20 protein-coding genes, 1 tRNA gene and 1 pseudogene are annotated in these 22402 nt (G+C 67.5%); 6 read left to right on the plus strand and 16 right to left on the minus strand.

Annotation, left to right across the window (positions count from 1 at the left end):
• The first annotated feature begins 17 nt into the window (after positions 1 to 17).
• Positions 18 to 386 carry a thioredoxin gene (trxA, locus tag OHA40_RS04915; RefSeq protein ID WP_330231880.1) on the plus strand — a complete coding sequence of 123 codons (369 nt, stop codon included), beginning with the start codon at positions 18 to 20 and terminating at the stop codon, positions 384 to 386.
• Between the two features lie 169 nt (positions 387 to 555).
• On the opposite strand, the gene OHA40_RS04920 is transcribed toward trxA, so the two are convergent.
• A complete protein-coding gene (locus tag OHA40_RS04920) occupies positions 556 to 993 on the minus strand; it encodes a 2-keto-3-deoxygluconate kinase (RefSeq protein WP_330231881.1) in 438 nt (145 codons plus the stop codon).
• 422 nt (positions 994 to 1415) lie between these two features.
• Between OHA40_RS04920 and OHA40_RS04925 the strand changes: the two genes are divergently transcribed.
• Complete coding sequence (locus OHA40_RS04925) at positions 1416 to 1727, plus strand: DUF6191 domain-containing protein (RefSeq protein WP_330231882.1); 312 nt, start codon at positions 1416 to 1418, stop codon at positions 1725 to 1727.
• A 65-nt stretch (positions 1728 to 1792) separates the two neighbouring features.
• Here OHA40_RS04925 and OHA40_RS04930 read toward each other — a convergent pair whose 3' ends face one another.
• From OHA40_RS04930 to OHA40_RS04970, 9 genes and pseudogenes are all read right to left on the minus strand, one after another.
• Positions 1793 to 2287 carry a beta-class carbonic anhydrase gene (locus OHA40_RS04930; protein ID WP_330231883.1) on the minus strand — a complete coding sequence of 165 codons (495 nt, stop codon included), beginning with the start codon at positions 2285 to 2287 and terminating at the stop codon, positions 1793 to 1795.
• A gap of 200 nt (positions 2288 to 2487) precedes the next feature.
• Entirely contained in the window at positions 2488 to 5232 is a 2745-nt protein-coding gene (gene polA, locus OHA40_RS04935) for a DNA polymerase I (RefSeq protein WP_330231884.1), read from the minus strand.
• Between the two features lie 166 nt (positions 5233 to 5398).
• Positions 5399 to 7075 (minus strand): DUF885 domain-containing protein, encoded by a 1677-nt coding sequence (locus OHA40_RS04940; protein WP_330231885.1) that lies wholly within the window; start codon positions 7073 to 7075, stop codon positions 5399 to 5401.
• Positions 7076 to 7143: 68 nt separating this feature from the next.
• Positions 7144 to 7839: an ABC transporter ATP-binding protein gene (locus OHA40_RS04945; RefSeq protein WP_330234047.1), complete on the minus strand. Its 696-nt coding sequence runs from the start codon at positions 7837 to 7839 to the stop codon at positions 7144 to 7146.
• Positions 7840 to 8004: 165 nt separating this feature from the next.
• Positions 8005 to 8958 (minus strand): annotated as a pseudogene (locus OHA40_RS04950) (ABC transporter ATP-binding protein); the annotation flags it as partial.
• The gene (locus OHA40_RS04955) at positions 8955 to 10373 is read right to left on the minus strand and encodes a branched-chain amino acid ABC transporter permease (protein WP_330231886.1); all 1419 of its coding nucleotides are present in this window, start codon (positions 10371 to 10373) and stop codon (positions 8955 to 8957) included. The gene OHA40_RS04955 and the pseudogene OHA40_RS04950, both read right to left, overlap by 4 nt.
• The gene (locus tag OHA40_RS04960; RefSeq protein WP_330231887.1) at positions 10370 to 11407 is read right to left on the minus strand and encodes a branched-chain amino acid ABC transporter permease; all 1038 of its coding nucleotides are present in this window, start codon (positions 11405 to 11407) and stop codon (positions 10370 to 10372) included. Before OHA40_RS04960 ends, OHA40_RS04955 begins: the two co-directional genes overlap by 4 nt.
• Positions 11408 to 11501: 94 nt before the next feature.
• Positions 11502 to 12743, minus strand: coding sequence for a branched-chain amino acid ABC transporter substrate-binding protein (locus tag OHA40_RS04965; RefSeq protein ID WP_442943926.1), 1242 nt, complete (start codon positions 12741 to 12743; stop codon positions 11502 to 11504).
• Between the two features lie 189 nt (positions 12744 to 12932).
• Positions 12933 to 13550, minus strand: a complete 618-nt coding sequence (locus tag OHA40_RS04970) for an ANTAR domain-containing response regulator (protein ID WP_330231888.1) — start codon at positions 13548 to 13550, stop codon at positions 12933 to 12935.
• A gap of 211 nt (positions 13551 to 13761) precedes the next feature.
• Between OHA40_RS04970 and OHA40_RS04975 the strand changes: the two genes are divergently transcribed.
• The 4 genes from OHA40_RS04975 (at position 13762) to OHA40_RS04990 (ending at position 16269) form a co-directional block, all read left to right on the plus strand.
• Positions 13762 to 13848 (plus strand) — tRNA-Leu (locus OHA40_RS04975).
• 458 nt (positions 13849 to 14306) lie between these two features.
• A complete protein-coding gene (locus OHA40_RS04980) occupies positions 14307 to 14819 on the plus strand; it encodes a monooxygenase family protein (RefSeq protein ID WP_330231889.1) in 513 nt (170 codons plus the stop codon).
• 245 nt (positions 14820 to 15064) lie between these two features.
• Positions 15065 to 15682, plus strand: a complete 618-nt coding sequence (locus tag OHA40_RS04985; protein ID WP_330231890.1) for an arsenate reductase/protein-tyrosine-phosphatase family protein — start codon at positions 15065 to 15067, stop codon at positions 15680 to 15682.
• Between the two features lie 161 nt (positions 15683 to 15843).
• Positions 15844 to 16269 carry a hypothetical protein gene (locus OHA40_RS04990; RefSeq protein WP_330231891.1) on the plus strand — a complete coding sequence of 142 codons (426 nt, stop codon included), beginning with the start codon at positions 15844 to 15846 and terminating at the stop codon, positions 16267 to 16269.
• A gap of 204 nt (positions 16270 to 16473) precedes the next feature.
• Here the strand turns inward: OHA40_RS04990 and OHA40_RS04995 are convergent, their stop codons facing one another.
• From OHA40_RS04995 to lgt, 6 genes are all read right to left on the minus strand, one after another.
• Entirely contained in the window at positions 16474 to 17292 is an 819-nt protein-coding gene (locus OHA40_RS04995; RefSeq protein ID WP_330234049.1) for an acyl-CoA thioesterase, read from the minus strand.
• 95 nt (positions 17293 to 17387) lie between these two features.
• Positions 17388 to 18806 carry a pyruvate kinase gene (gene pyk / locus OHA40_RS05000; RefSeq protein WP_330231892.1) on the minus strand — a complete coding sequence of 473 codons (1419 nt, stop codon included), beginning with the start codon at positions 18804 to 18806 and terminating at the stop codon, positions 17388 to 17390.
• Between the two features lie 103 nt (positions 18807 to 18909).
• Positions 18910 to 19578: an amino acid ABC transporter permease gene (locus OHA40_RS05005; RefSeq protein ID WP_330231893.1), complete on the minus strand. Its 669-nt coding sequence runs from the start codon at positions 19576 to 19578 to the stop codon at positions 18910 to 18912.
• 10 nt (positions 19579 to 19588) lie between these two features.
• A complete protein-coding gene (locus OHA40_RS05010) occupies positions 19589 to 20341 on the minus strand; it encodes an amino acid ABC transporter substrate-binding protein (protein ID WP_442943927.1) in 753 nt (250 codons plus the stop codon).
• A gap of 190 nt (positions 20342 to 20531) precedes the next feature.
• Complete coding sequence (locus OHA40_RS05015; protein ID WP_330231894.1) at positions 20532 to 21026, minus strand: TM2 domain-containing protein; 495 nt, start codon at positions 21024 to 21026, stop codon at positions 20532 to 20534.
• Positions 21027 to 21268: 242 nt separating this feature from the next.
• The gene (gene lgt / locus OHA40_RS05020) at positions 21269 to 22354 is read right to left on the minus strand and encodes a prolipoprotein diacylglyceryl transferase (protein WP_330231895.1); all 1086 of its coding nucleotides are present in this window, start codon (positions 22352 to 22354) and stop codon (positions 21269 to 21271) included.
• Positions 22355 to 22402: the final 48 nt, after the last annotated feature.

The following is a 22402-nucleotide window of genomic DNA, read 5'->3' on the forward strand; positions in this document are numbered from 1 at the left end:
GAACACGAGAGGACGTCATGGCGACCCAGACGCTGACCCAGCAGAATTTCGACGAGGTAGTCACTGGAAACGACGTGGTACTCGTCGACTTCTGGGCCGATTGGTGCGGTCCGTGCAAGAGTTTCGCCCCCACCTTCGAGGCCTCCTCCGACAAGCACCCCGACGTGGTGCACGGAAAGGTCGACACCGAAGCCGAACAGGGCCTCGCGGCGGCTGCCAACATCCGCTCGATCCCGACCATCATGGCCTTCCGGGAGGGCGTGCTGGTGTTCGCGCAGCCCGGCGCGCTGCCGCCCGCCGCGCTCGAGGATCTGGTGACCCAGGTCCAGGCGCTGGACATGGACGAAGTGCGCAAGCAGCTCGCCGAACAGCAGGCCGGTCAGTAGTCGGCTCGGCGCGGAAAGTTCCTGCGCCGCAACGGTATCGATCCAGGCCCGAACACGGCCGCCCCGGCAAGCGGGAGTCCGTGTTCGGGCCTGGCTCGTGACCGGGCCCGGGCGGCATGCTTCGACCGCGGAGCGGCACCCAGCCGCCCCGCGGTCGATGTTCTCGATGTCAGGACACGCCGAGCAGGTTGACGCACGCGATCATCGCGCGCACCGTCGACTCGGCGCCGTCGTCGGCGATGGCCGCGCCCCAACCGCGCCTGCCGTCGCACTCGCACTGCACGAAAGTGGCGGTGCCACTCGCGGTGCGCCGCTGATGGAACTGCAGGATCTCCACCGGGTAGCCCTCGTCGTAGAGGGCCGAAGTCATCGCCGCGACCGGGCTGCCCGCGGCGACGACGGTCCGCAAATGGCCGGCGAACTCCAGCGTGGCGGTGAACTCGGCGGTGCGGCTGCCCGCTGGCGACCAGTCACCGAGCCGGATCGGGCCGTGCTGCTCGCAATAGCGGCGGTGGAACTCCGCCGAGGTCAGGCCGGTGCTTTCGGCGCGCAGGCCCTTCGGAGCGGCGGCGTGGAACATGTCGGTATCGAGCGACAGGATGGTCATTGAAAGTAGGTCTTCCCGAAGATGTCGTGGCTCAGTTGACAGAGGGGACCAGCACTGACAAGTCGAACAGCCCGCAGCGAGGGAGCCGGCCCGGATCAGACCCCGCTACGGCGGGTTACTACGAGGCCTCGACGACGCTGCGCCACCATCGCGGTAAGCGGAACAAGCCCGGTGCGAACTTCCGGTCCGGCGGTAACCGGCGCGATCACGGAGTGCCCGGTGAGCGACGCCATCGACACAGCACGGTCGCGGTCTGCGACGCGGAGCGCTGCGCTGTGGCGGTCGACGGGATTCGGCACGCGATCGAGAATAGGGACATCGCGGCGCAATAGCAACCATATTCGATGCCGGATCTGTCTACTGGCGAGTACCATTCGCGCAGTTCAGGGCATTGCGGGCACGCCGAAGGTAGCGTCGGTGGCATGGGTCTCGTCGCCATGACCATCCCGGGTCTGTCCCTCCTGCTGATCGCGCTCGCCTTCGCCGAAGTCGCATGGAACAAACTCACCGGAACCCGCGTGCTGCCCTGGACCCGCAGACGGTCGGGCCGCCCGGTGGCGGCCGCGGGCTTCGAAGAGGTGACGGCGCTGTTCCAAGGCGCGAAGCATTACGAATTCGAGCAGCGAATGACGACGCTGATGCACCGGGAGAACAAGTCCGACGGCGCACCGCCGCGCGATGAGGTGGATCTCACGAGTGGTTCGGCGCGCCTGGTGCGGCAGCTCCCGCAGTAAGGCAGGGCGCCGACAGCGCGATCCGGGCGTGTTGCCCGAATCCTACTGTGGCACTGCGGTACTCGCTAGCCGGCCGGGACCTCGTTCAGCGCGCCGGTGGCGACGTCGAAGACGAAGCCGCGGATCGAGTTCTTGTGCGGCACGAAGGGGCTCGCGACGATCCGTGCGATCGATTGGCGCACATCGGTTTCCAGGTCCGAGAACGACTCCGCCGACCACTCCGGCTTGATCCCGGTCTCCGCCTGGATGGTGGCCTTGAACGCGTCGTCGGTGAAAGTGAGCATGCCGCAATCGGTGTGGTGGATCAGGATGATCTCCCTGGTACCGAGCAACCGCTGACTGATCGCGAGCGAGCGGATCTCGTCGGGGGTCACCACGCCGCCCGCGTTGCGGATGACGTGCGCCTCGCCCTCCGCGAGGCCGAGCGCGCCGTAAATGTTGAGCCGCGCGTCCATGCACGCGACAACGGCCACCCCCTTCGAGGGCGGCAACGGCAGCGGGCCTTGGAAGGCGTTGGCATATGCCGCGTTGTTCGCCAGGTACTCATCGGTGACAGTCATGGGCTATCCCCTGCGCTCGGTATGCGGAAATCCCTCTATGTGACCAGCTCACGGTAGATGCCCGCGCGCGGCGGGACACCTGTCCCGTTCACGGTGATTCGTTTACTGGCGCGGCAGGGCGATGATAGCTCCCGGAATGCCGGATTCCGGGCCCGTGCGGTCGGGCCCGGCATGTCCGGTCGATGCGTCGCGCTGTGCTTTCAGTGCGCTGCGGCGTCCCAGCTGCGGCCGACGCCCACGGAGACCTCCAAGGGCACCGACAGGGCGATCGCCGCGGACATCTGTTCGCACGCCAGCGCTTCCAACCCTTCCCGCTCCCCTTCCGCGACCTCGAACAGCAACTCGTCGTGGATCTGCAGCAGCATCCGGGAACGCAGCCCGGCCGACCGCATCGCCCGGTGCACGTTGATCATCGCGACCTTGATGATGTCGGCCGCGGTGCCCTGGATCGGGGCGTTGAGCGCCATCCGCTCGGCCGCCTCCCGGCGCTGCCGGTTGCTGGAGTCCAGATCGGGCAGGTAGCGGCGGCGGCCGAACAACGTCTGGGTGTAGCCGACCTTGCGCGCCTGTTCGACCACTTCGTACAGGTAGTCACGGATCCCGCCGAAGCGAGCGAAGTAGACGTCCATATGCTCCTTCGCCTCGGTGGTGCTGATCTTCAGCTGCGCCGAGAGCCCATACGAACTCAACCCGTAGGCCAGGCCGTAGGACATCGCCTTGATCCGGCGGCGCAACTCCGGAGTCACCTCGGCGATCGGGATGTCGAACGCCTTCGACGCGACGAAGCTGTGCAGGTCCTCACCGGAGTTGAATGCCTCGATCAAGCCCTCGTCCGCGGACAGGTGCGCCATGATCCGCATCTCGATCTGGCTGTAATCCGCCGTCATCAGCGACTCGTAGCCGGAGCCGACCACGAAGGTGTCGCGGATCTGCCTGCCGGTGTCGGTGCGGATCGGGATGTTCTGCAGATTCGGGTCGGTGGAGGACAACCGCCCGGTGGCCGCGATGGTCTGGTTGAACGTGGTGTGGATGCGGCCGTCCTCGGCGACGCACTTGAGCAGGCCGTCGACGGTGACCTTCAGCCGGGTGGCGTCGCGGTGCGCCAGCAAGTGCTCCAGGAACGGGTGCTGGGTCTTCTCGAACAAAGACTCCAGTGCGTCCGCGTCGGTGGTGTAGCCGGTCTTGGTGCGCTTGGTCTTCGGCATGTCCAGTTCGTCGAACAGCACCACCTGCAGCTGCTTGGGCGAGCCCAGGTTGATCTGCTTGCCGATCACCTCGTAGGCCGCGTTCGCCGCCTCGGTGACCCGATCGGCGAATTGCCGCTGCAACGTCGCCAGCTGATCGGTGTCCACGGCGATGCCCGCGTCCTCCAGCGTGGACAGCACGCCGAGCAGCGGCAGCTCCATATCGGCGAGCAGCGGCGTGGACTCGATCTTGCGCAGTTCCTCGTCCAGCGCGTCGGCGAGATCCGCCACCGCGCGGGCGCGCAGCATCTGCGCCCGCGCCAGCTCGGCGTCGACGGTGTCCTCCTCGTCGAGCAGGGACAGCTGCGCGGTATCGACAGTCTCGGCGCGCAGCTCGCGGTGCAGGTAGCGCAGCGAGAGATCGTCGAGGTTGAACGTGCGCTGGCCGGGGCGGACCAGATAGGCGGCCAGAGCCGTGTCGCTGGTCAGCCCGCCGAGGGTCCAGCCGCGGCCGCGCAGCGCGTGCACGGCGGCCTTCGCCTCGTGCAGTGCCTTGGGCACGGCCGGATCGGCCAGCCAGGCACCCAGCGCTGCCTCGTCCTCCGGGGTGAGCACGGTGACGTCGATGTAGCCGCTCTCGCCATCACCCGCCGCGATGGCAAGCGCGCGCACGTCACCATGCGCCGGAGTGCCCGTGCCGATGATCGAGACACCGTGGCGCACACCGGCTTTCGCGTGCTCGGTGAGCCAGGCGGCAACCGCGCCGATCTCCAGCGCGCCACCGCTGATCTCGAAGCCCGCCTCCGCCTCGGGCTGCGGCGGGGCCAGCGTCTCGAACAGCCGATCGCGCAGCACGCGGAACTCGAGATCGTCGAACAATCGGTGGATCTTCTCCCGATCCCACGGCCCCTGCGCAAGCTGGTCCGGCGTGTACGGCAGCGGCACGTCGCGCATCAACTCGGTGAGCTGCCGATTGAGCACCACACTGCTCAGGTTGGCGCGCAGCGCGTCACCGACCTTGCCCTTCACCTCGTCGACCTTGTCGACCAGGGTGTTCAGGTCGCCGTACTCGCGGATCCACTTGGCGGCGGTCTTCTCTCCGACGCCGGGTATGCCGGGCAGGTTATCGCTCGGATCCCCGCGCAACGCCGCGTAGTCGGGGTACTGGATCGGTGTGAGGCCGTACTTGGCCAGCACCTCGTCCGGGGTGAACCTGGTCAGATCAGAGACGCCCTTGCGCGGGTACAGCACGGTGACGTTCTCGTCGACCAACTGGATGGAGTCGCGGTCGCCGGTGACGATGAGCACGCGGAAACCCTCGGCCGTCGCGCGGGTGGTGAGCGTGGCGATGAGATCGTCGGCCTCGAAGCCATCGATCGCCATCACCGGGATACCCATCGCACCGAGCACGTCCTTGGTGAGTTCGACCTGCCCGCGGAACTCGTCCGGCGTGGTGGTGCGGTTGGCCTTGTACGCCGGGTACGCCTCGGCGCGGAAGGTCTGGCGGGACACGTCGAACGCCGCGGCCACATGCGTCGGCTTCTCGTCGCGCAGCAGGTTGATCAGCATCGCGGTGAAGCCGTACACCGCGTTCGTGGTCTGCCCGGTGACCGTCTTGAAGTTCTCCGCCGGTAGCGCGAAGAACGCGCGGTAGGCGATCGAATGACCGTCCAGCAGCAGCAGCGTCGGCCGGTCGCCCGACCCGGGATCGCTGGAGCCGGACGCGGTGGCGGGACGCGGAGCGGTCGTGGGTGAACTCACCCTCCAGAGTCTAGGGACCGCCACCGACAAGGTGACACCCACCGGCGGCGTGCCGCTCGGAGCGGCTCCCGGTCCGTTCGCGTGCCGGGAACCGCGCCCAGCGACGCCTATGCCTGCGCCTCCCTGACGCTCGGCTCCGGCATAACCGCCCGCGCGATGTGCTCGCTCACAATGCGGCGACGAGCTCGCGCAGCACCGGCAGGCTCACCGATCCCGAACCGAGCACCGCGTCGTGGAACGCCTTGATGTCGAATGCCGCGCCGAGCCGCTCGTGGGCCGCCGCCCGCTGGCGCCGGATCTCCAATTGGCCGACTTTGTAGCCGACCGCCTGCCCCGGCATCGCGATGTAACGGTCCACCTCCACGGTGATCTCGGCCAGCCCGACCGGCGCGTTGGCCACCATGAAGTCGATGGCCTGCTGCCTGGTCCAGCCCTTCGCGTGCAGACCGGTGTCGACGACCAGACGGCAGGAGCGCCACGAATCCCCTGCCAGCATGCCGAGGCGGCCGAGATCGTCCTCGTACAAACCCATTTCGTCGGCCAACCGCTCGGTGTAGAGCGCCCAGCCTTCGACGAAGGCGGTGTTCGCGAAGGACTGACGCTGGAAGCGCGGCAGGTGGTCCAGTTCGTTGGCGATGGTGAGCTGGAGATGATGGCCGGGAATCGCCTCGTGATAGGCCACCGACGCGGTCTCGTAGCGGCCGCGGCCGGTGGGATGGTGCTGGTTGACGAAGTAGGTGCCCGGCCGCGAGCCGTCGGCGGCGGGCGGAAAGTAGTACGCCGTGGGCGCATCCGCGGCGAGGAACTCCGGCACCGGCACGATGTCGCAGGATTCCTTCGGCAACCGCCCGAACCAGTTCCCCATCTCGGCCGTGGCCAGCGACAGCGCCCGCCGCGCGTCGAACATGATCTGCTCGGCGTCGTCGTAGCACAGCGCGGGATCGTCGCGCAGCCGGGCGAACACCTCGCCGAGATCCCCGGTGCCCAACAGCCGCTCGCCCACCGTGGCGTACTCCTCGCGCAGCTTCGCCAGCTCGCTGAGTCCGAGTTCGTGGATCTCCTCGGCGCCGAGATCCGGCAGCGTGGTGTGGTGGCGCAGCAGCCGCCGGTAGATGTCCTCGCCGTCGGCGCCGAGCCAGCACAGGCCGGGCTTGTCGTCGGGTCGGCCGGCCGGCAGCAGCTCGTCGTACAGCGCGTCGCGGTAGACCTGGAACGCGGGACGGATGACATCCCGTACCACCTCGGCCAATTCGGCGCGCCATGCGGCCTCGCCATCCCACCCGTCCGGTCCGGCGAAGGTGGCGAACGGGTCGGAGGTGTGATCGGAGTCCAGGTAGCCGTCGAGCTGGTTGAGCGAGCGCTCGATGGTGATCCGTGCGGGGGCGCGCCCGGCGGCCAGCCCGGCCCGGAACCGTTCCACGGCCTGGCCGAGCATGTCGCCGAATTGCCGGTACCGCCGCGTCAGCGCCAGCGCGTTCTCCGGTCGCGGCGCGTTGGTCTGCGGCGCCATCATCAGCACCGCGGCGTGCACGCCGTTCATCTGGTCGGAGGCCATCTCCACCGGCCGCCACTCCAGATGCTCGACGGCGCCGCTCAACTCGGTGCGCAGCAAGCTGCGGGTGATGCGGTCGGTCGGGTTCAGCCGGTCGGCGTCGAGGGCGTCGACCGCGCGCAGCAGGTCGCGCCAGGTCGAGAGCACCCGCTGCTCCGCCTCGACGGACAGATCCTCGATGCGATCGTCGAAGCGGCGGTCGCCGAGCAGGGTCGCCTCGCTCGGCGCCGCCTCGAGCACACTGTCCCAATACCGCTCGGCCAAGCTCATCAGCTCGTCGTGACCATCCATGGTCACGATCATGCCTCGAGCTCGGCCGCACGGCACCGGACTGCGGCGCAGCCGCCGCGGCGGGACGCCTAACCCACGCCGAGATAGGCGGATTTGACGGCGGGATCGGTGAGCAGTTCGCCGCCGCGGCCGGTCTTGGTGACCTCGCCGGTCTCCATGATGTACGCGCGGTGGCTGCGGGCCAGGGCCTGCTGGGCGTTCTGCTCGACCAGCAGCACGGTGGTGCCCTGCTGGTTGATCTCGCTGATGATCCGGAAGATCTGCTGGATCACCATGGGCGCCAAGCCCATCGACGGCTCGTCGAGCAGTAGCAGCCTGGGCCGCGCCATCAGCGAGCGGGCGATGGCCAGCATCTGCTGCTCACCGCCGGAGAGCGTGCCGCCGACCTGTTTGCGCCGCTCCAGCAGCCGCGGGAACAGCTCGAACACCCACTCCAGCGTCCGGTCGTACTCGGCCTTCTGCTTGAAACCCCGTCCGTAGCAACCCATGTCGAGGTTCTCCTGCACCGTCATACCGGGGAACACGCCCCGGCCCTCCGGCGCCTGGATCAGGCCGCTGGTCACCCGTTCGTGCGCCTTCATGTGGGTGATGTCGCGACCCTCGAACAAGATCCGCCCGCGGGTCAGCGGCAGCAGCCCGGACATGGCGCGCATGGTCGTCGTCTTGCCCGCGCCGTTGGCGCCGAGCAGGGTGACCAGTTCACCCTCCGCGACCGTCAGCGAGATCCCGTGCAGCGCTTGGATTCTGCCGTAGTTGACGACCATGTCCTCGACTTCGAGCAGCGGGGCGGCCGAACCGGAGGCGGCGGGTTCGCCATGCAGCGCAGGCGGTGTGAACGGCTTGTCGACCGTAGGCTCGCCCGGCGCAGGCTCCGGCCCGGACCGCGCACCGGACGCGCCGCTTTCACCTGCGGCAGTTCCGGATTCGATCACCGAGGTATCCGGCACGCCGAGGTACGCCGCGATCACGGCCGGGTTGTCCCGAATGTCCGTGGGTAGCCCGTCGGCGATCTTGCGGCCGAACTCCAGCACCACGATCCGATCGGTCACGCCCATGACCAGCCGCATGTCGTGCTCGATCAGCAGCACCGTGAACCCGTCGTCGCGGATCTTGCGGATCAGATCCATCAGCGCGGACTTCTCGCTCGGGTTGAACCCGGCCGCAGGCTCGTCCAGGCACAGCAGCTTCGGCTCGGTGGCCAGCGCGCGGGCGATCTCCAGGCGACGCTGGTCGCCGTAGGAGAGGTTGCGCGCCTTCTCCACCGCACGCGGCGCGATGCCGACGAACTCCAGCAGCGCCATCCCGCGTTCGATGGCGTCGCGTTCCTCGCGCCGATGCCGCGGCGTCCGGAGAATCGCACCCGGCACCGAGGTCTTGTGCCGCGCGTCGGTGCCGACCACCACGTTCTCCAACGCGGTCATCTCACCGAAGAGCCGCACGTTCTGGAAGGTGCGGGCGATGCCGAGGCGGGTGATCGCGTTGCGCTTGGTCTTCGTCAGCGGCTTGCCGTCGAAGTACACCAGTCCGGAGGCCGGCTGGTAGACGCCGGTGATCGCGTTGAAGCAGGTGGTCTTGCCCGCGCCGTTGGGACCGATGAGGCCGAGGATCTCGCCGCGACGGATCTCGAAGCTCACGTCGTCCAGGGCGGTGAGACCGCCGAACTTCACCGTCAGGCCATCGGTGCGCAACAGCGGTTCGCCCACCGCGGTCTCGATGACCCGATGCGGCGCAACGACTTCCGCGACCGTCTCGGCATCGGCGAGATCGGGGAGCACAGCGGTCACGTCCACCGTGCCCGCACTCTGGACCTCGGGCGCGGGCGCGTAGCCCGCCACCAAGTCCTCGTTGTCGAACAGCGCGTCACCCGCGCCGGGCCCGGTCATCGTCCGGCTCCGATCAGCTCGCGGGTGGCCGGTCTGCGCACGGCCTGATACACCTGCCTGCCGTAGGTGAGCAGCTTCTGCCGCACCGGGAACAGACCCTGCGGACGCAGAATCATCATCACCACCAACGCGATACCGAAATACAGATACTTGAGATCGCCGAGGGATTGCGCGCCGCCCTTGCGGAACAACAACACGCTGCCAAGTAGCAGCAGCGCCAGCACGCCGGTCACCACCATGCCGGTGATCACCCCGCGGCGGGGCCACGCGCCCAGCCGGTCGGCCCACAGCCGCCAGGCGAGGATCAGCGCGACGAACACCGCGACGTCGATCGCCAGCAGGACATACCCGGTCGACTCGTTGCTCACCAGGTTCACCGACTGCAGTCGCGCGGGCAGATAGGCGATGATGAACGCGCCGAAGATCACGCCGAGCTTGTTGCCCTGACCGCCGATGACCACCGCGCACAGGAACAGCATCGAGTTGATGATGTTGAACCCGGTCGGGTTGACGAACTGCACCTGTCCGGCATAGATCGCGCCGGACATGCCGCCGACCGCGGCGCCGATCATGAACGCCCACAGCTTGAACTTGAACGTCGGCACGCCCATGATCTCGGCCGCGTCCTCGTCCTCGCGGATGGCCACCCAGGCGCGGCCGACCCGGCTGCGCTCCAGATTGCCGACCATCAGCAGCACGATTACCACCAGCGCCATGCCGAGCCAGTACCAGTAGGTGCCGTAGCTGGCGCGGTCGAGCAGGTTCGCGGCGTCCGGGTCCCCGCTGTTGCCGCCGGAGAACACGCCCTCCGGCCTGCTCTCGGACTCGCCGACGTGCGGGTACGCCACGCCGGACAAACCGAGGCTGCCGTTCGTGAGCTCGGTGAGGTTCTCCGCAAGCAGCCGGACGATCTCGCCGAAGCCGAGGGTCACGATCGCCAGGTAGTCACCGCGCAGGCGCAGCGTCGGCGAACCGAGGATCAGGCCGGAGACCGCGGTCACCGCCACCGCGAGCGGCAGGCAGGCCAACCACGCCCATTTCGGATCCAGCCAGCCGCCGTCGGTCTGGTTCCACGGGCTGTTGGGACTGGTGAGCAGGCCGACGGTGTAGGCGCCGACGGCGTAGAAACCGACGTAGCCGAGATCGAGCAGGCCCGCCTGTCCGACCACCACGTTGAGCCCGATGGCCAGCAGCGCGTACATCGCCACCTGCGCCATCACCAGGCCGAAGTTGTAGGAGGGGGTGTTCAGCAGCGGCGGAGGGAACAGTGGCAGCAGCGCCAGCAGGAGGAGGATCGGGACGCCGACGCCCCACTGCGCGGGCCTGCTCAGGCCGTCCCACCAGGTACGGATGGCGTCGCCGAGGCCGTGGCGCGCGCCCTCCGGCGCGGGCGCCGTCTTGGTCGTGTCGCTCATGCGCGTGCCCTTCCGAGACTCTCGCCGAGGATGCCGGTCGGGCGAACCATCAGCACAAGAACCAGCACCACGAACGCGACCACGTCACGCCACTCGGTGCCGAACAGGATCTGGCCGTACTGCTCCACCACGCCGAGCAGCAGTCCGCCGAGCAGCGCGCCGCGCAGATTGCCGATGCCGCCGAGCACCGCGGCGCTGAACGCCTTGATGCCGAGGATGAATCCGCCGGAGTAGATGATCCCGTTCGGGATCTTGAGCGTGTACAGCATCGCCGCCGCGCCCGCGAGCACGCCGCCGATGAGGAAGGTCAGCATGATGACCCGCTCCCGCGAAACACCCATCAGCGTCGCGGTATCGGGGTCCTGGGCCACGGCCCGGATGCCGCGGCCGAACTTCGTCTGGTTGATCAGCACCTCGGTGACGATCGCCAGCACCACCGCCGCGATCACGATCAGCAGCATGATGTTGGTGACGTCCGCGCCACCGAAACTGAACTGCACGGTGGGCTCGACGAGCCGGATGGCCTGCTGCGCGTTGGTGCCACCGAGATCGGGGCGGATCTTCGGCAGCACGAAGTGCACCAGTTCCTGGAGCACGAACGACATGCCGATCGCGGTGATCAGAAAGGCCAGCGGTTTGGCGCCCCGCTTACGCAGCGGCCGATAGGCCACCCGCTCCAATCCGACGGCCGCGCCGCCGGACACCAGCATGCCGACGATCATCGCCAACCCCAGATAGACGATCGTGAGCACGACGCCCTGGGTGTAGACATCGGGACTCGCGACGAATCCGAAGATCATCAACCCGATCAATTGCCCGAACAAGCCGAGCATGAAGATTTCCGAATGGGCGAAATTGATCAGGCGCAATACGCCGTAGACCAAGGTATAGCCCACGGCGACCAAGGCATAGATGGCGCCATAGGTCACTCCGTCGACGGTCAGTCGCCAGAAACTATCGATCAATCCCTCGTAGTTGAAGTCGATCGAGCCGCCGAGGAGTTGTGCCCCACCGGCCAATGCCGTTGATTTCATTTATTTCTTGCCCTCATCCATTCGCCCGCGGAACAACGGCACGTACGGGGGTTCGTGCGAACCCCGGTACGTGCCGTCCGTCCGAGTCCCAGAGCTACTTGACCTCGTACACCCAGATCAGCGCGTTCGACAGCTCACCGTTCGGATTCCACTTGTACTGACGCGCGAGGCCGGCACCGTCGTACGTCCGCACAAACTCCAGCAGATCCGGGCGGGTCACCTTACCGCCGTCGATGCCCTTGGCCAGGATGGCGGTCAGGTCGTACGCCTCCACCGAGTAGACACCCGGCGCCTGACCGTTGAGCGCCTCGTAGTCCTTGGCGAACGTCTCCGGCGCGGGACCGCACGGGCAGGACAGCTTCGCGCCCTTGGCCGCGCTGCCCGCCTGCGCGACGAACTGCGGGTCGTTGGTGCCGTCGGCGGACACGAAGACCGCCTTCACGCCACCGGACTTCAGCTGCTGGGCCAGCGGCGCGGCCTCGGAGTAATAGCCGGAGTAGAAGATGGCGTCCGGATTCGCGCCCGCCACCTTGGTGACCGTCGCGGAGAAGTCCTTGTCGCCCTTCTTGATGCTGGCGGCGCAGGCCGGATCGGCCGCGGCGCCCAGGCCCTCGGTGATCGACTTCGCCAGGCCGGTGCCGTAGTCGGTGTTGTCCTGGATGACGCAGACCTTCTTGTAGTTCGCGGTGTTGACCAGGTACTTCGCCACCGACGGGCCCTGCACGTCGTCGTTGGCCAGGCCGCGGAAGAAGGTGGTCCAGCCGTTCTGGGTCAGCGTCGCGTTGGTCGCCGACGACGTCACCGAGACCAGGCCCGCGTCGCTGAGGATCTTCCCGGTCGCCTTCGTCTCACCGGAGAACGCGGGGCCGACCAGGCCGATGATCGACCTGTCGTTGACGATCTGCGGGATCACCTGGGTGGCCTTCTGCGGGTCACCCTCGGTGTCGAACTGCTTCAGCTCGATCTTGCAGCCCGGGTTGGCCTTGTTGTGCTGATCGAGGGCCAGCTTGACGCCGTTGACGATATTGATGCCGAGCGCGGCGTCCGGGCCGGTCAGCGCGCCGGCCATGGCAATGGACGTACCCGGCGCGCAGGTCGCCTTGCCGTCGCCCGCGGGATCGGCGGCGGTGGCCGCGTCGGCCTTCGGCACCTCCTTGCCCTGCTGGTCGACCTGCAAAACCGGCTGGATGGACAAGCCACCCGCGCCATTGGTGCCCGAGGAATCCGAACCGCTGCTGGTGGATTTGTCGCTACAACCGGTCAGCACCAGCGCAGCGGCAGCGCCGACGGCCAGAAGACCTCGCGTCGAGCGACTGCGCCATGTGGAACTAAGCACGATTCACCTCATCTAAGTTCTGTGCTCCCCCGGGCTCGCCGAGGAGGCCGACCACGTCGGCCCGGTCAGAACATAGCGTCGGTACGTTAGTTCCGCATCACATTCGGATCATGCGCGCGACATTGTGTCGAATTCTTGTTCACGACCGCGTTTCGACTGAGTAAATTTTCCCGCGGGCGTACGCCGATGTCACTTCGGCGTCAGGTTCTCCAACACGACTTCCGCGACCGCCTTCATGGTCGTGCGCCGATCCATTGCGGTGCGCTGAATCCACTTGAACGCCTGCGGCTCCGAAAGGCCCTGGGTCTGCATCAGCACACCCTTGGCACGCTCGACCAGCTTCCGCGTCTCCAGCCGATCGGCCAGATTCGCCACCTCGCTCTCCAGCGCGGTGATCTCGTGGAAGCGGCTGGCCGCCAATTCGATGGCCGGCACCAGGTCCGATTTGGTGAACGGCTTCACCAGGTAGGCCATCGCACCCGCGTCCCGCGCCCGCTCGACCAGATCACGCTGGCTGAACGCGGTCAGGATAACCACCGGCGCAACACGTTTGGACGCGATCTCCGCCGCCGCGTCGATTCCGTCCCGGCGCGGCATCTTCACGTCCATGATGACCAGATCCGGCCGGTGCTCGACCGCGAGATCGACCGCCTGCTGACCGTCGCCCGCCTCGCCGACCACGTGATAGCCCTCTTCGGTCAGCATCTCGACCAGATCCATGCGAATGAGCGCCTCATCCTCGGCGACGACGACCCGCTTCGCCCCGGCGTCCCGTTTGGTGCCGGCGCCCCCAGCTGCTGTGCTCATAGGTAGACCCCTCTGGTTCCGATGCCCTGTCCTCGACACACCGAAAGAAGCCACGATCCTCCGGGCGACCATCAGGCTGTCGAGTGATGTAAAGAGTACCTTTCACTTCTGCATAGAACGCATATACCCTGCGCAAACCGCGCGCTCGCACCGCCGACGCCAACTCATTCGCTTCCACGGCACCCCACCCGCTATAGTTTCCACCCGGTGCGCCGAGTTGGCGGAACTGGCAGACGCGACGGTCTCAAAAACCGTTGTCCGAAAGGACGTGTGGGTTCGAGTCCCACACTCGGCACCAGACGAGTTCCCAGAGCGATCCCGCTGCGAGGGAACACTCCCCACGGGGTCGGTGTTGCGGCCTCCCGGGCAACTCTGTTCAGCGAAAGCACTGACCAGGGGAAGGTTCGCCAGTTCTTCCGGGGCTTCACCCCTGGACCCCACGGCGAGCTTCGCCACCGATCCCCGAGCACGTGGTTGCGATCGGCGAGCACGTTGGATTGCGAGGCCGGATGCCCGCGGGTCGCAGCTGGCGAATGTTACGGACGGTGGCGAGTTGCGTTCATAGATTTCTCCGTGGGAAGACGCGGTTTCTGTTGGTTCGCGCTTCGGGCGGGTGTGGCGGCATTGCGGCGTAGCGTTGGGGGGAGCGGCGGAGTCGTGGGGCGGCCGACGTTCTTTCTCTGCGTCGAACCGTTTCGGTCGCCGGATCGTGATTCGCGTAGGACGCGGCGGACGTCCGGGCAGCGGAGGTGTTCGATGCGGGTGAACAGGACCACCGTGGATCTGTCGGAGTATCCGGATCTGGTGGTGATCTATCTCGGGATGCGGGTGCGGCGGCCGAGGGGAATGCTGCGATTGCTCGGGCTCGGGCCCAAACTGTATCGGTCGCACCAGGATCGGCCGGACGGGCTGCTCCTGCACGAAGACGTCGTCTGGTCGCTGTTTCCGCCGCACTGGGGTGCGCGCCAATACTGGCGCGACCTCGACAGCCTCGAAGCATGGACCCGCAGCGCGCCGCATCGCGACTGGTGGCAGAAATTCCTGCGCGACTCGGGTGGCACCGGCTTCTGGCACGAGGCCTACTTCGCGCGCGGCGGCATCGACGCCATGTACGACGACATGGACCCCGCGACCGGGCTCGCGCGGTTCGCGCCCGTGGTTCCCTCGCGCGGGCGAAGGTTCACCACCCGAGGACGCGTCGAGGACCGACCCGCCGAGCTGGAGCCCGTGGTGCGCGAAAGCACCTACTACGACGGCGAATCCGAGTAACCTGCGCAGGCTGTCATATCACGAAGCAATCACGAAGCAGCGTTTCGCTGCGCTCGCGACGGGGTACACCGAGGACGGAGAATCGAACCGCTCCAACCGCCGGAGTGACGTACGTCGCAGGCCAGGGCTGAAAAACGGCGTACTTCGTGTACGGCGCGCTACGAACAGATGAATATGTTGTTCCCACACCTGGGACTACCGAATCAGGACCTTCTGGTAGCCTCGCCGCCGCTTATCGTGTTCGTATGCACGTCCTGTTCGTCTGCAACGGCAACGTTTGCCGTTCGGTGATCGCCGAGCGGCTCACCCGCGCCCTCGCGGTCGAACACGCTCTGCCCCATCTCACCACCGAAAGCGCGGGAACCCGTGCGCTGGTGGGATTTCCGGTCGAGCCGCTCGCCGCCCAGACCATCGCGGGGCTCGGCGCCGACCCGGGCAACTTCCGGGCCCGCCGCCTGAAGCCGGACATGATCGACAAGGCCGACTTGGTCCTCGCGATGACCGAGCAGATCCGCGACCAGGCGATCGACATGGCCTTCGGCGCCGGGTCCCGCACCTACACACTGCTCGAAGCCCACCGGATCGCCCACGTCACCGGCGCGCGCACGGTCGCCGAACTGCACACCGCACGCAACGACCTCTCCCTGGTCGGGCGGGAGAACATCGCCGACCCGGTCGGGCTGTCCCCGCAGGCGTTCTGCGAGGTCGGCGACCGCATCGCCGAGGCGCTGGTGCCGCTGCTGCTAGCGTTGGCCCCGAACGAGCAGCCGCGCCCGCAGGACGACGAGCGCGGACTGGTGATCCGTCCCGGCATGTCGCGGCCGCCACTGGCGACCTTCCTCGCCGCCCAGCGCGCGCGGTAGCAACCCGAGGGCCAGACCGGGAACTCGCTCGGACACCGTGCAATGCACGGCCCGCCCGCCTGTCATCATCCGGCTATGTCCATTCCGGGTATGGACGGATTAAACTCCTCGCGGACAACACTCCCGCCCGTTGCTGCTTCGACACAGGACAGGAATCAGACATGCCGAAGCGAATTTCGGATGTTTCGCTCCATGTTTATGTGACACCGGAAGCCCTCGATCGCGTCGTCGAGACCGTGCGCGAGGTGGTGGACGACTATCTCACCGACCGCGACGTATTCGTCTGGCGCTTCACCTTGCCGGTCGATACCGACGACCCTACCCACCTGGCCCTGGAGAGCCGCTGCGGTCCGGGCCGGCTCGACGGCGCACTGGCAGACCGCCGCACCTACGAGATCGCGCTCAGCCTGGTCGGACTGCCGGACCAACTGACCGACGACGACGTGGCCACGCTGGAACGCCAACTGCTGCGCGGGATCTCCGGACTCGCGCGCACCGAGCCGGGACGGCAGATCCCGGTTTCGATCCGCGCCTCGCAACGCACCGACGTCGATCTCGACATCGATCGGCACCGCGAACTGCTGTAGTGCGCCTCCCGGGCGCGGCCAGATGAATTCCGCCCGCGGACCAGGCGGAGCTAGGGCTGAGGCAGCCGCAGAAAGGACACCGCCGGACGAAGTCCGCCGCAGACCCGCGCCGGGCCGAACGGAGGCGAGGCGCCGCAGAAAGGACACTGCCGGACGAAGTCCGCCGTAGACCCGCGCCGGGCCGAGCGGAGGCGAGGCAGCCGCCTAAGCCCGCTGGCGCGCGGGGAAGTGGCGAATGAGCCCCTCCTGCACCGTCGTGGCGAGCAGGTCTCCGGTGCGGGAGTAGAACCGTCCGGTTGCCAGGCCGCGGGAGCCCGCGGCCACCGGCGACTCGGTGGCGTACAGCGCCCACTCGTCGAAACGGAACGGGCGGTGGAACCAGATCGAATGGTTGACCGTGGCCGCCACGATCCGGTCCAGGCCCCAGGAAAGCCCGTGGGTGGTGATGATCGAGTCCAGCACCGTGGTGTCGGACGAATAGCCGAGCGTCGCCACGTGGATCAGCGGGTCGTCGGGCAACCTGCCGTCGGCGCGCATCCAGACCCGGTTGTGGTTCAGCCGCTCCCCCGTGCCCTTGAGAATCCACGCCGGATCGTTGGTGTAGCGCATGTCGATCGGATGCGGCGCCTTGACGAACATCTCCAGCTTGTCCTCCAAGCCTTCGAAGCTCTCCTCCACCCGCGGCAGCGTCTCCGGATCCGGGACCTCCGGCTGGGCGTGCGCGTGCTCGAGCCCCTTGCCCCAATCCTGGAACGCGGCGAGCATCACGAACAGCTCCTGGCCGTCCTGGGTCGCGGTGACGGTGCGGTTGGCGAACGCGCGTCCGTCGCGATGGCGGTCCACCCGGTACTCGATCGGCTTCTTCACGTCGCCGCCGCGCACGAAATGCGCGTTCACGGCGTGCACCGGACGGTCACCGACCGTCCGGCCCGCCGCCATGATGGCCTGCGCGACGAGCTGACCGCCGAACGTCCGGCTCCACACCTTCGCCGGATGCTGGCCGACGAACACGTCCTCATCCATCTGCTCCAGATCGAGCAGGCCGAGCAACACATCCAGGTCGGAGCGCTGTGCGGGCAGCTCCTCGACGACTACGGAGCTGCCTAGGGAAGCACTCACTAATGGTCCTCCTCACCGATACGGTGCACGTGGATCAGATTGGTGGAGCCTACGGTGCCGGGCGGCGATCCCGCCACGATGACCACCAGGTCTCCCTTCTGGTATCGGTCCATGGACAGGAGCGCTACATCGACTTGGTGGATCATCGCGTCGGTGGTGTTCACGGTCGGCACGATGAAGGTCTCCGTGCCCCAGGTCAGCGCCAGCTGGCTGCGCACCTCCGGCAGCGGCGTGAACGCCAGCAGCGGCAACGGCGTGTGCAGCCGGGCCAGGCGGCGCACCGTGTCACCCGACTGGGTGAACGCCACCAGCGCCTTGGCGTTGAGCCGCTCGCCGATGTCCCGAGCGGCGTAGGAGATCACGCCGCGCTTGGTCCGCGGCACGTGGGTCAGCGGGGGGACGCGGGTCGACTCGGTTTCCACCGCGTGCACGATGCGCGCCATCGTGCGCACCGTCTCGATCGGGTACTTGCCCACCGAGGTCTCCCCCGACAGCATCACCGCGTCGGCGCCGTCGAGCACCGCGTTCGCCACGTCCGAGGCCTCGGCGCGGGTGGGGCGGGAGTTTTCGATCATCGATTCCAGCATCTGGGTGGCGACGATGACCGGCTTGGCGTTCTCCCTGGCCATCTGGATGGCGCGCTTCTGCACGATCGGCACCTGCTCCAGCGGCAGCTCGACGCCGAGATCGCCACGGGCGACCATCACCGCGTCGAAGGCGAGGACCACGGCCTCCAGGTTGTCGATCGCCTCCGGCTTCTCCAACTTGCCGATCACCGGCACCCGGCGGCCGACGCGATCCATCACGTCGTGCACCAGCTCGACATCGGACGGGGACCGCACGAACGACAGCGCGATGAAGTCGACGCCGAGCTTGAGTGCGAACTCCAGGTCCTCGATGTCCTTCTCGGACAGCGCGGGCACCGACACGTCCATGCCCGGCAGCGAGACGCCCTTGTTGTTGGAGACCGGGCCGCCCTCGGTGACCCGGCAGACCACGTCGTTGCCGTCGACGCGGGTGACGACCAGCCCCACCTTGCCGTCGTCGACCAGGAGGCGGTCGCCGGTCTTGGCGTCCTGGGCCAGTTCCCTGTAGGTGGTGGACACCCGGTCGTGGGTCCCATCGACCTCGTCGACAGTGATGCGGACCTCTTCGCCCGTCGCCCAGACGGTCCTGCCCTCGAGGAAGCGACCGAGGCGGATCTTGGGCCCCTGGAGGTCGGCGAGAATGCCGACGGCTCGGCCGAGGTGGTCGGAGGCCTGACGCACCTTCTTGTAGTTCTCGGCATGGTCCGCGTGCTCGCCGTGGCTGAAGTTCAGCCGCGCTACGTCCATACCGCTCTCGACGAGTTCGCGGATACGGTCCTCGGTGGCAGTGGCCGGGCCGAGCGTGCACACAATCTTCGTCCGTCGCATCACGGGTAGAGCCTAGTCCCGCTGGGTGTACAGGTCCCGCCCTGGCCACGGTGAAACCTTGGTGAAAAATATGAACCGGGGCTCAATAGCCGGTACATACGGATACTCAGCGCGCGACATGGCGAGCCAACCTGGTTTCCAGCCGGGTCTGCGCGAATCCGAGGATCAGGCAGATGACCCAGTAGTACAGCGCCGCGACCCCGTAGAGCGCGAAGAAATCGAAGGTCGGCGCGGCGGCGAGCTGCGCGACCCGCAGCAGCTCGGTGACCAGAATGGTCGAAGCCAGCGAGGTGTCCTTGACCAGCGATATCAGTGTGTTGGACAGCGGCGGCACCGCGATCCGGGCCGCCTGCGGCAGGATGATCAGCCGCAGCATCATCGGGTAGGACATACCGAGCGCCTCGGCCGCCTCCCACTGGCCGTCGGCGACGCTGAGGATCGCGGCGCGCACCACTTCGGCGGCGTAGCCGCCCACGTTGAGGCTGAACGCGATCACGGCGGCGGGGAACGGGTCGATCACGATGCCGAATTGCGGTAGCGCGTAGAACACGATGAACAGCTGCACCAACAGCGGAGTGCCGCGAATGATCGAGATGTAGAACCGGGCGGCCGCCGACAGCGGCCATACCGGCGACATCCTCGCCAGCGCCACGAACAAGGCGAGCACCAAACCGATGGCGAAGCTGATCGCGGTCAGCGGGATGGTCTTCGTGACGGTGGCCTGCAACATCGGCCACAGGTTGTGCCAGATGAGATCCCTGGTCGCGGCGTCCATGAAGGGGCGGCTACTGGCTGACGTCGGTGCCGAAATACTTCTCGGCGATCTTCGCCAGGGTGCCGTCGGCGCGCAGCTGATTCAGCGCGTTGTCCACGTCGGCGATCAGCGCGTCGCCCTTGCGCGCGGCGAACGCCTGCTTGCTCACCGCTCCGGTCTTGCCCGCGATCTTCACGCTGGTGTCGCCGGTCTTCTTGGCGTACTCGGCGACGGCGAGGTTGTCGTTGACGGTCGCGTCCACGCGGCCGTTCTTCAACAGCTGGATGGCCTGCACGAAGCCCTCAACGGCTTCGACCTTCGCACCCGCGTCGGTGGCGACCTTGCTCCAGTTGCTGGTGGCCGACTGCGCGCAGGTCTTGCCGTCGAGATCGGCGAGACCGGTGATGGCGTTGTTGTCGGCCCGGGTGACGATCACGCCCGCCGACGTAGTGTAGGGCGCCGACAGCGCGTACTTGGCCTTGCGCTCGTCGTTCACGGTCACCTGGTTGGCGACCAGGTCGAAGCGCTTGGACTCCAGACCGGCGAAGATGGCGTCCCACGGCGTCTGCACGAACTGGACCTTCTTGCCGAGTTTGTCGCCGACCGCCTGGATCACCTCCACGTCGTACCCGGTGAGCTTGCCGTCGGAGCCCTGGAAGCTGAACGGCGCGTAGGTGCCCTCGGTGCCGACCTTCAGCACGTTCGGGTCACTGTCGCCGCACCCGCTCAGGCCCGTGGCGGCGACGATGGCGAGCATGGCGGCGGCGAACAGCTTGCGACGCACGAAATCCCTCTCTTCAGTGCGTGGAGCTCCACACACGACACGCGAATCCGGGTCATGCTACGCCCGGACCTGCCCCGGCGACAGTATCCCGATCATCGTGCGCGGAAGGATTGTGCTCCGTGGGTTTCGCCGGAAACACGCAGGGAGGCGGACAGCCCGCGCCCGCCTCCCTGCCGTGTCGAGGTCGCGATCAGTCGCGCAGCGGGCGTCCCTGGGGATCGGGGACCTTGCCGACCAGGATCATGATGCCGTCGATGAGACCCCAGATGCCACCGAGGCCGCAGGTGAGGATCGTGACCACCAACTGGGCGATGCCGAGGCCGGTGTAGCCGAGATAGAAGCGACCGACGCCGAAACTACCGAGGAAGATCTGCAGCAGGCCCGCGATCAGCTTCTGCTTCTCCGACAGCGGCACGCCGAAGGGATCGCGGCCCCACGGAGCCTCCGGGTCGTTCGGGTTGTATCCCTGCGGACCGCCCGGGTACGGCGCCTGCGGGTAGCCGCCTGGCTGCTGGCCGTAGGGGTCGATGGGCTGGCCGTACTGCGGCTGGCCGTAGGGATCCGGCGGCGGGCTGTACTGCGGCTGGCCTTGCGCCTCCAGCGGCTTGGTCAGATCCGGACCCGTACCGGGCGGGCCGTACTGCGGGCCCGTGGAACCCGGATTCTGCTGGTAAGGGTCGGTCACTCATGTCCTCCTCATTCGTGCGGGCACCCTCTTCTCGGCCCCCGTCCTTGCTGGACCGCCGATTTGCCGCTCGCGACGATCACGAGACATTGTCACCGGGATCGACCGCGTTGTCGCCTCCGATGTTTCCGGACCTGCGAGGAGTTATCGCGGCGGGTCGCCGATTCGTTGCCGCGGACGAGAATCCGACGGCGGTGCGGCGCCGAGCCGGGTGCCGCAGCGCCCGGCCCGGACGGCACGAGTCAGCCCTTGTCCGAATCGGCCTTCTCCGAACCGGTCTCGGCGGACTCCCCCGCACCGGACTCGGCAGCGGACGTCTCCTCGGCGGTCCCGGCCCCGGCCGCATCGGACGCGGTCTCCTCGGATACCGCTGCGTCCGAAGGCTTCTCGGGCGACGCCGCGCCCGCGGCGCGCAACGCACGGAGCTGCCACGGCCAAGGGCGGGGGCTCGCGCCCGGCTGCAACTGCTCGGGCGTCTCGCGGCCCTTGGTGGCGAACACGAAATAGGCGATCGCGCCCAGGAACACCACCGCGGAGGTGAACGAGTTGATCCGGATGCCCGCGATCTCGGTCGCCTCGTCGGCACGCATCAGTTCGATGAAGAACCGCCCGAAGCAGTAGCCGGCGACGTACAGCGCGAACAGGCGGCCATGGCCGATCCGGAAGCGCCTGTCCACGAACACCAGCAGCACGACGACGAGCAGGTTCCAGACCATCTCGTACAGGAAGGTGGGATGCACGATCTTGTCGACCACGCCGGTGGAGACACCGTTCATCATGTCCAGCTGACCATCGTCGCCGACCCGGCGGAAGATCTGCAGGCCCCACGGCACGTCGGTCTCGCGGCCGTACAGCTCCTGATTGAAGTAGTTGCCGAGCCTGCCGATGGCCTGGGCGAGCAGGATCGGCGGGGCCACCGCGTCACCCAACGCCGGCAACGGGATCCGGTACACCCGGCAGCCGATCCACGCGCCGATGCCGCCCAACAGCACCGCACCCCAAATGCCGAGTCCGCCCTGATAGATCTTCAGCGCGTCGACCGGGTTCCCGTCCGGACCGAAGTACTTCTGCCAGTCGGTGGCCACGTGGTAGAGCCGGCCGCCGACCAGCCCGAATGGCACCGCGAACATCGCGACATCCAGGATCGCGCCGGGCTGGCCGCCCCGCGCGCGCCAGCGCCGCTCGCCCCACCAGATCGCGACGACGATGCCGAGAATGATGCACAGGGCATACGCGCGCAATGGGAAGGGTCCGAGCTGCCACACGCCCTGCGCGGGGCTGGGAATGTAGGCCAGCACGTCGCTGTTGGCCACGACACTGTCTGCCACGACTCGTAAGGTCACGGTCGCCACCGTAGCGGAGTGCGGTTCAGTCGC

The organism is Nocardia sp. NBC_00508, from assembly GCF_036346875.1.
Taxonomy (GTDB): Bacteria; Actinomycetota; Actinomycetes; order Mycobacteriales; family Mycobacteriaceae; genus Nocardia.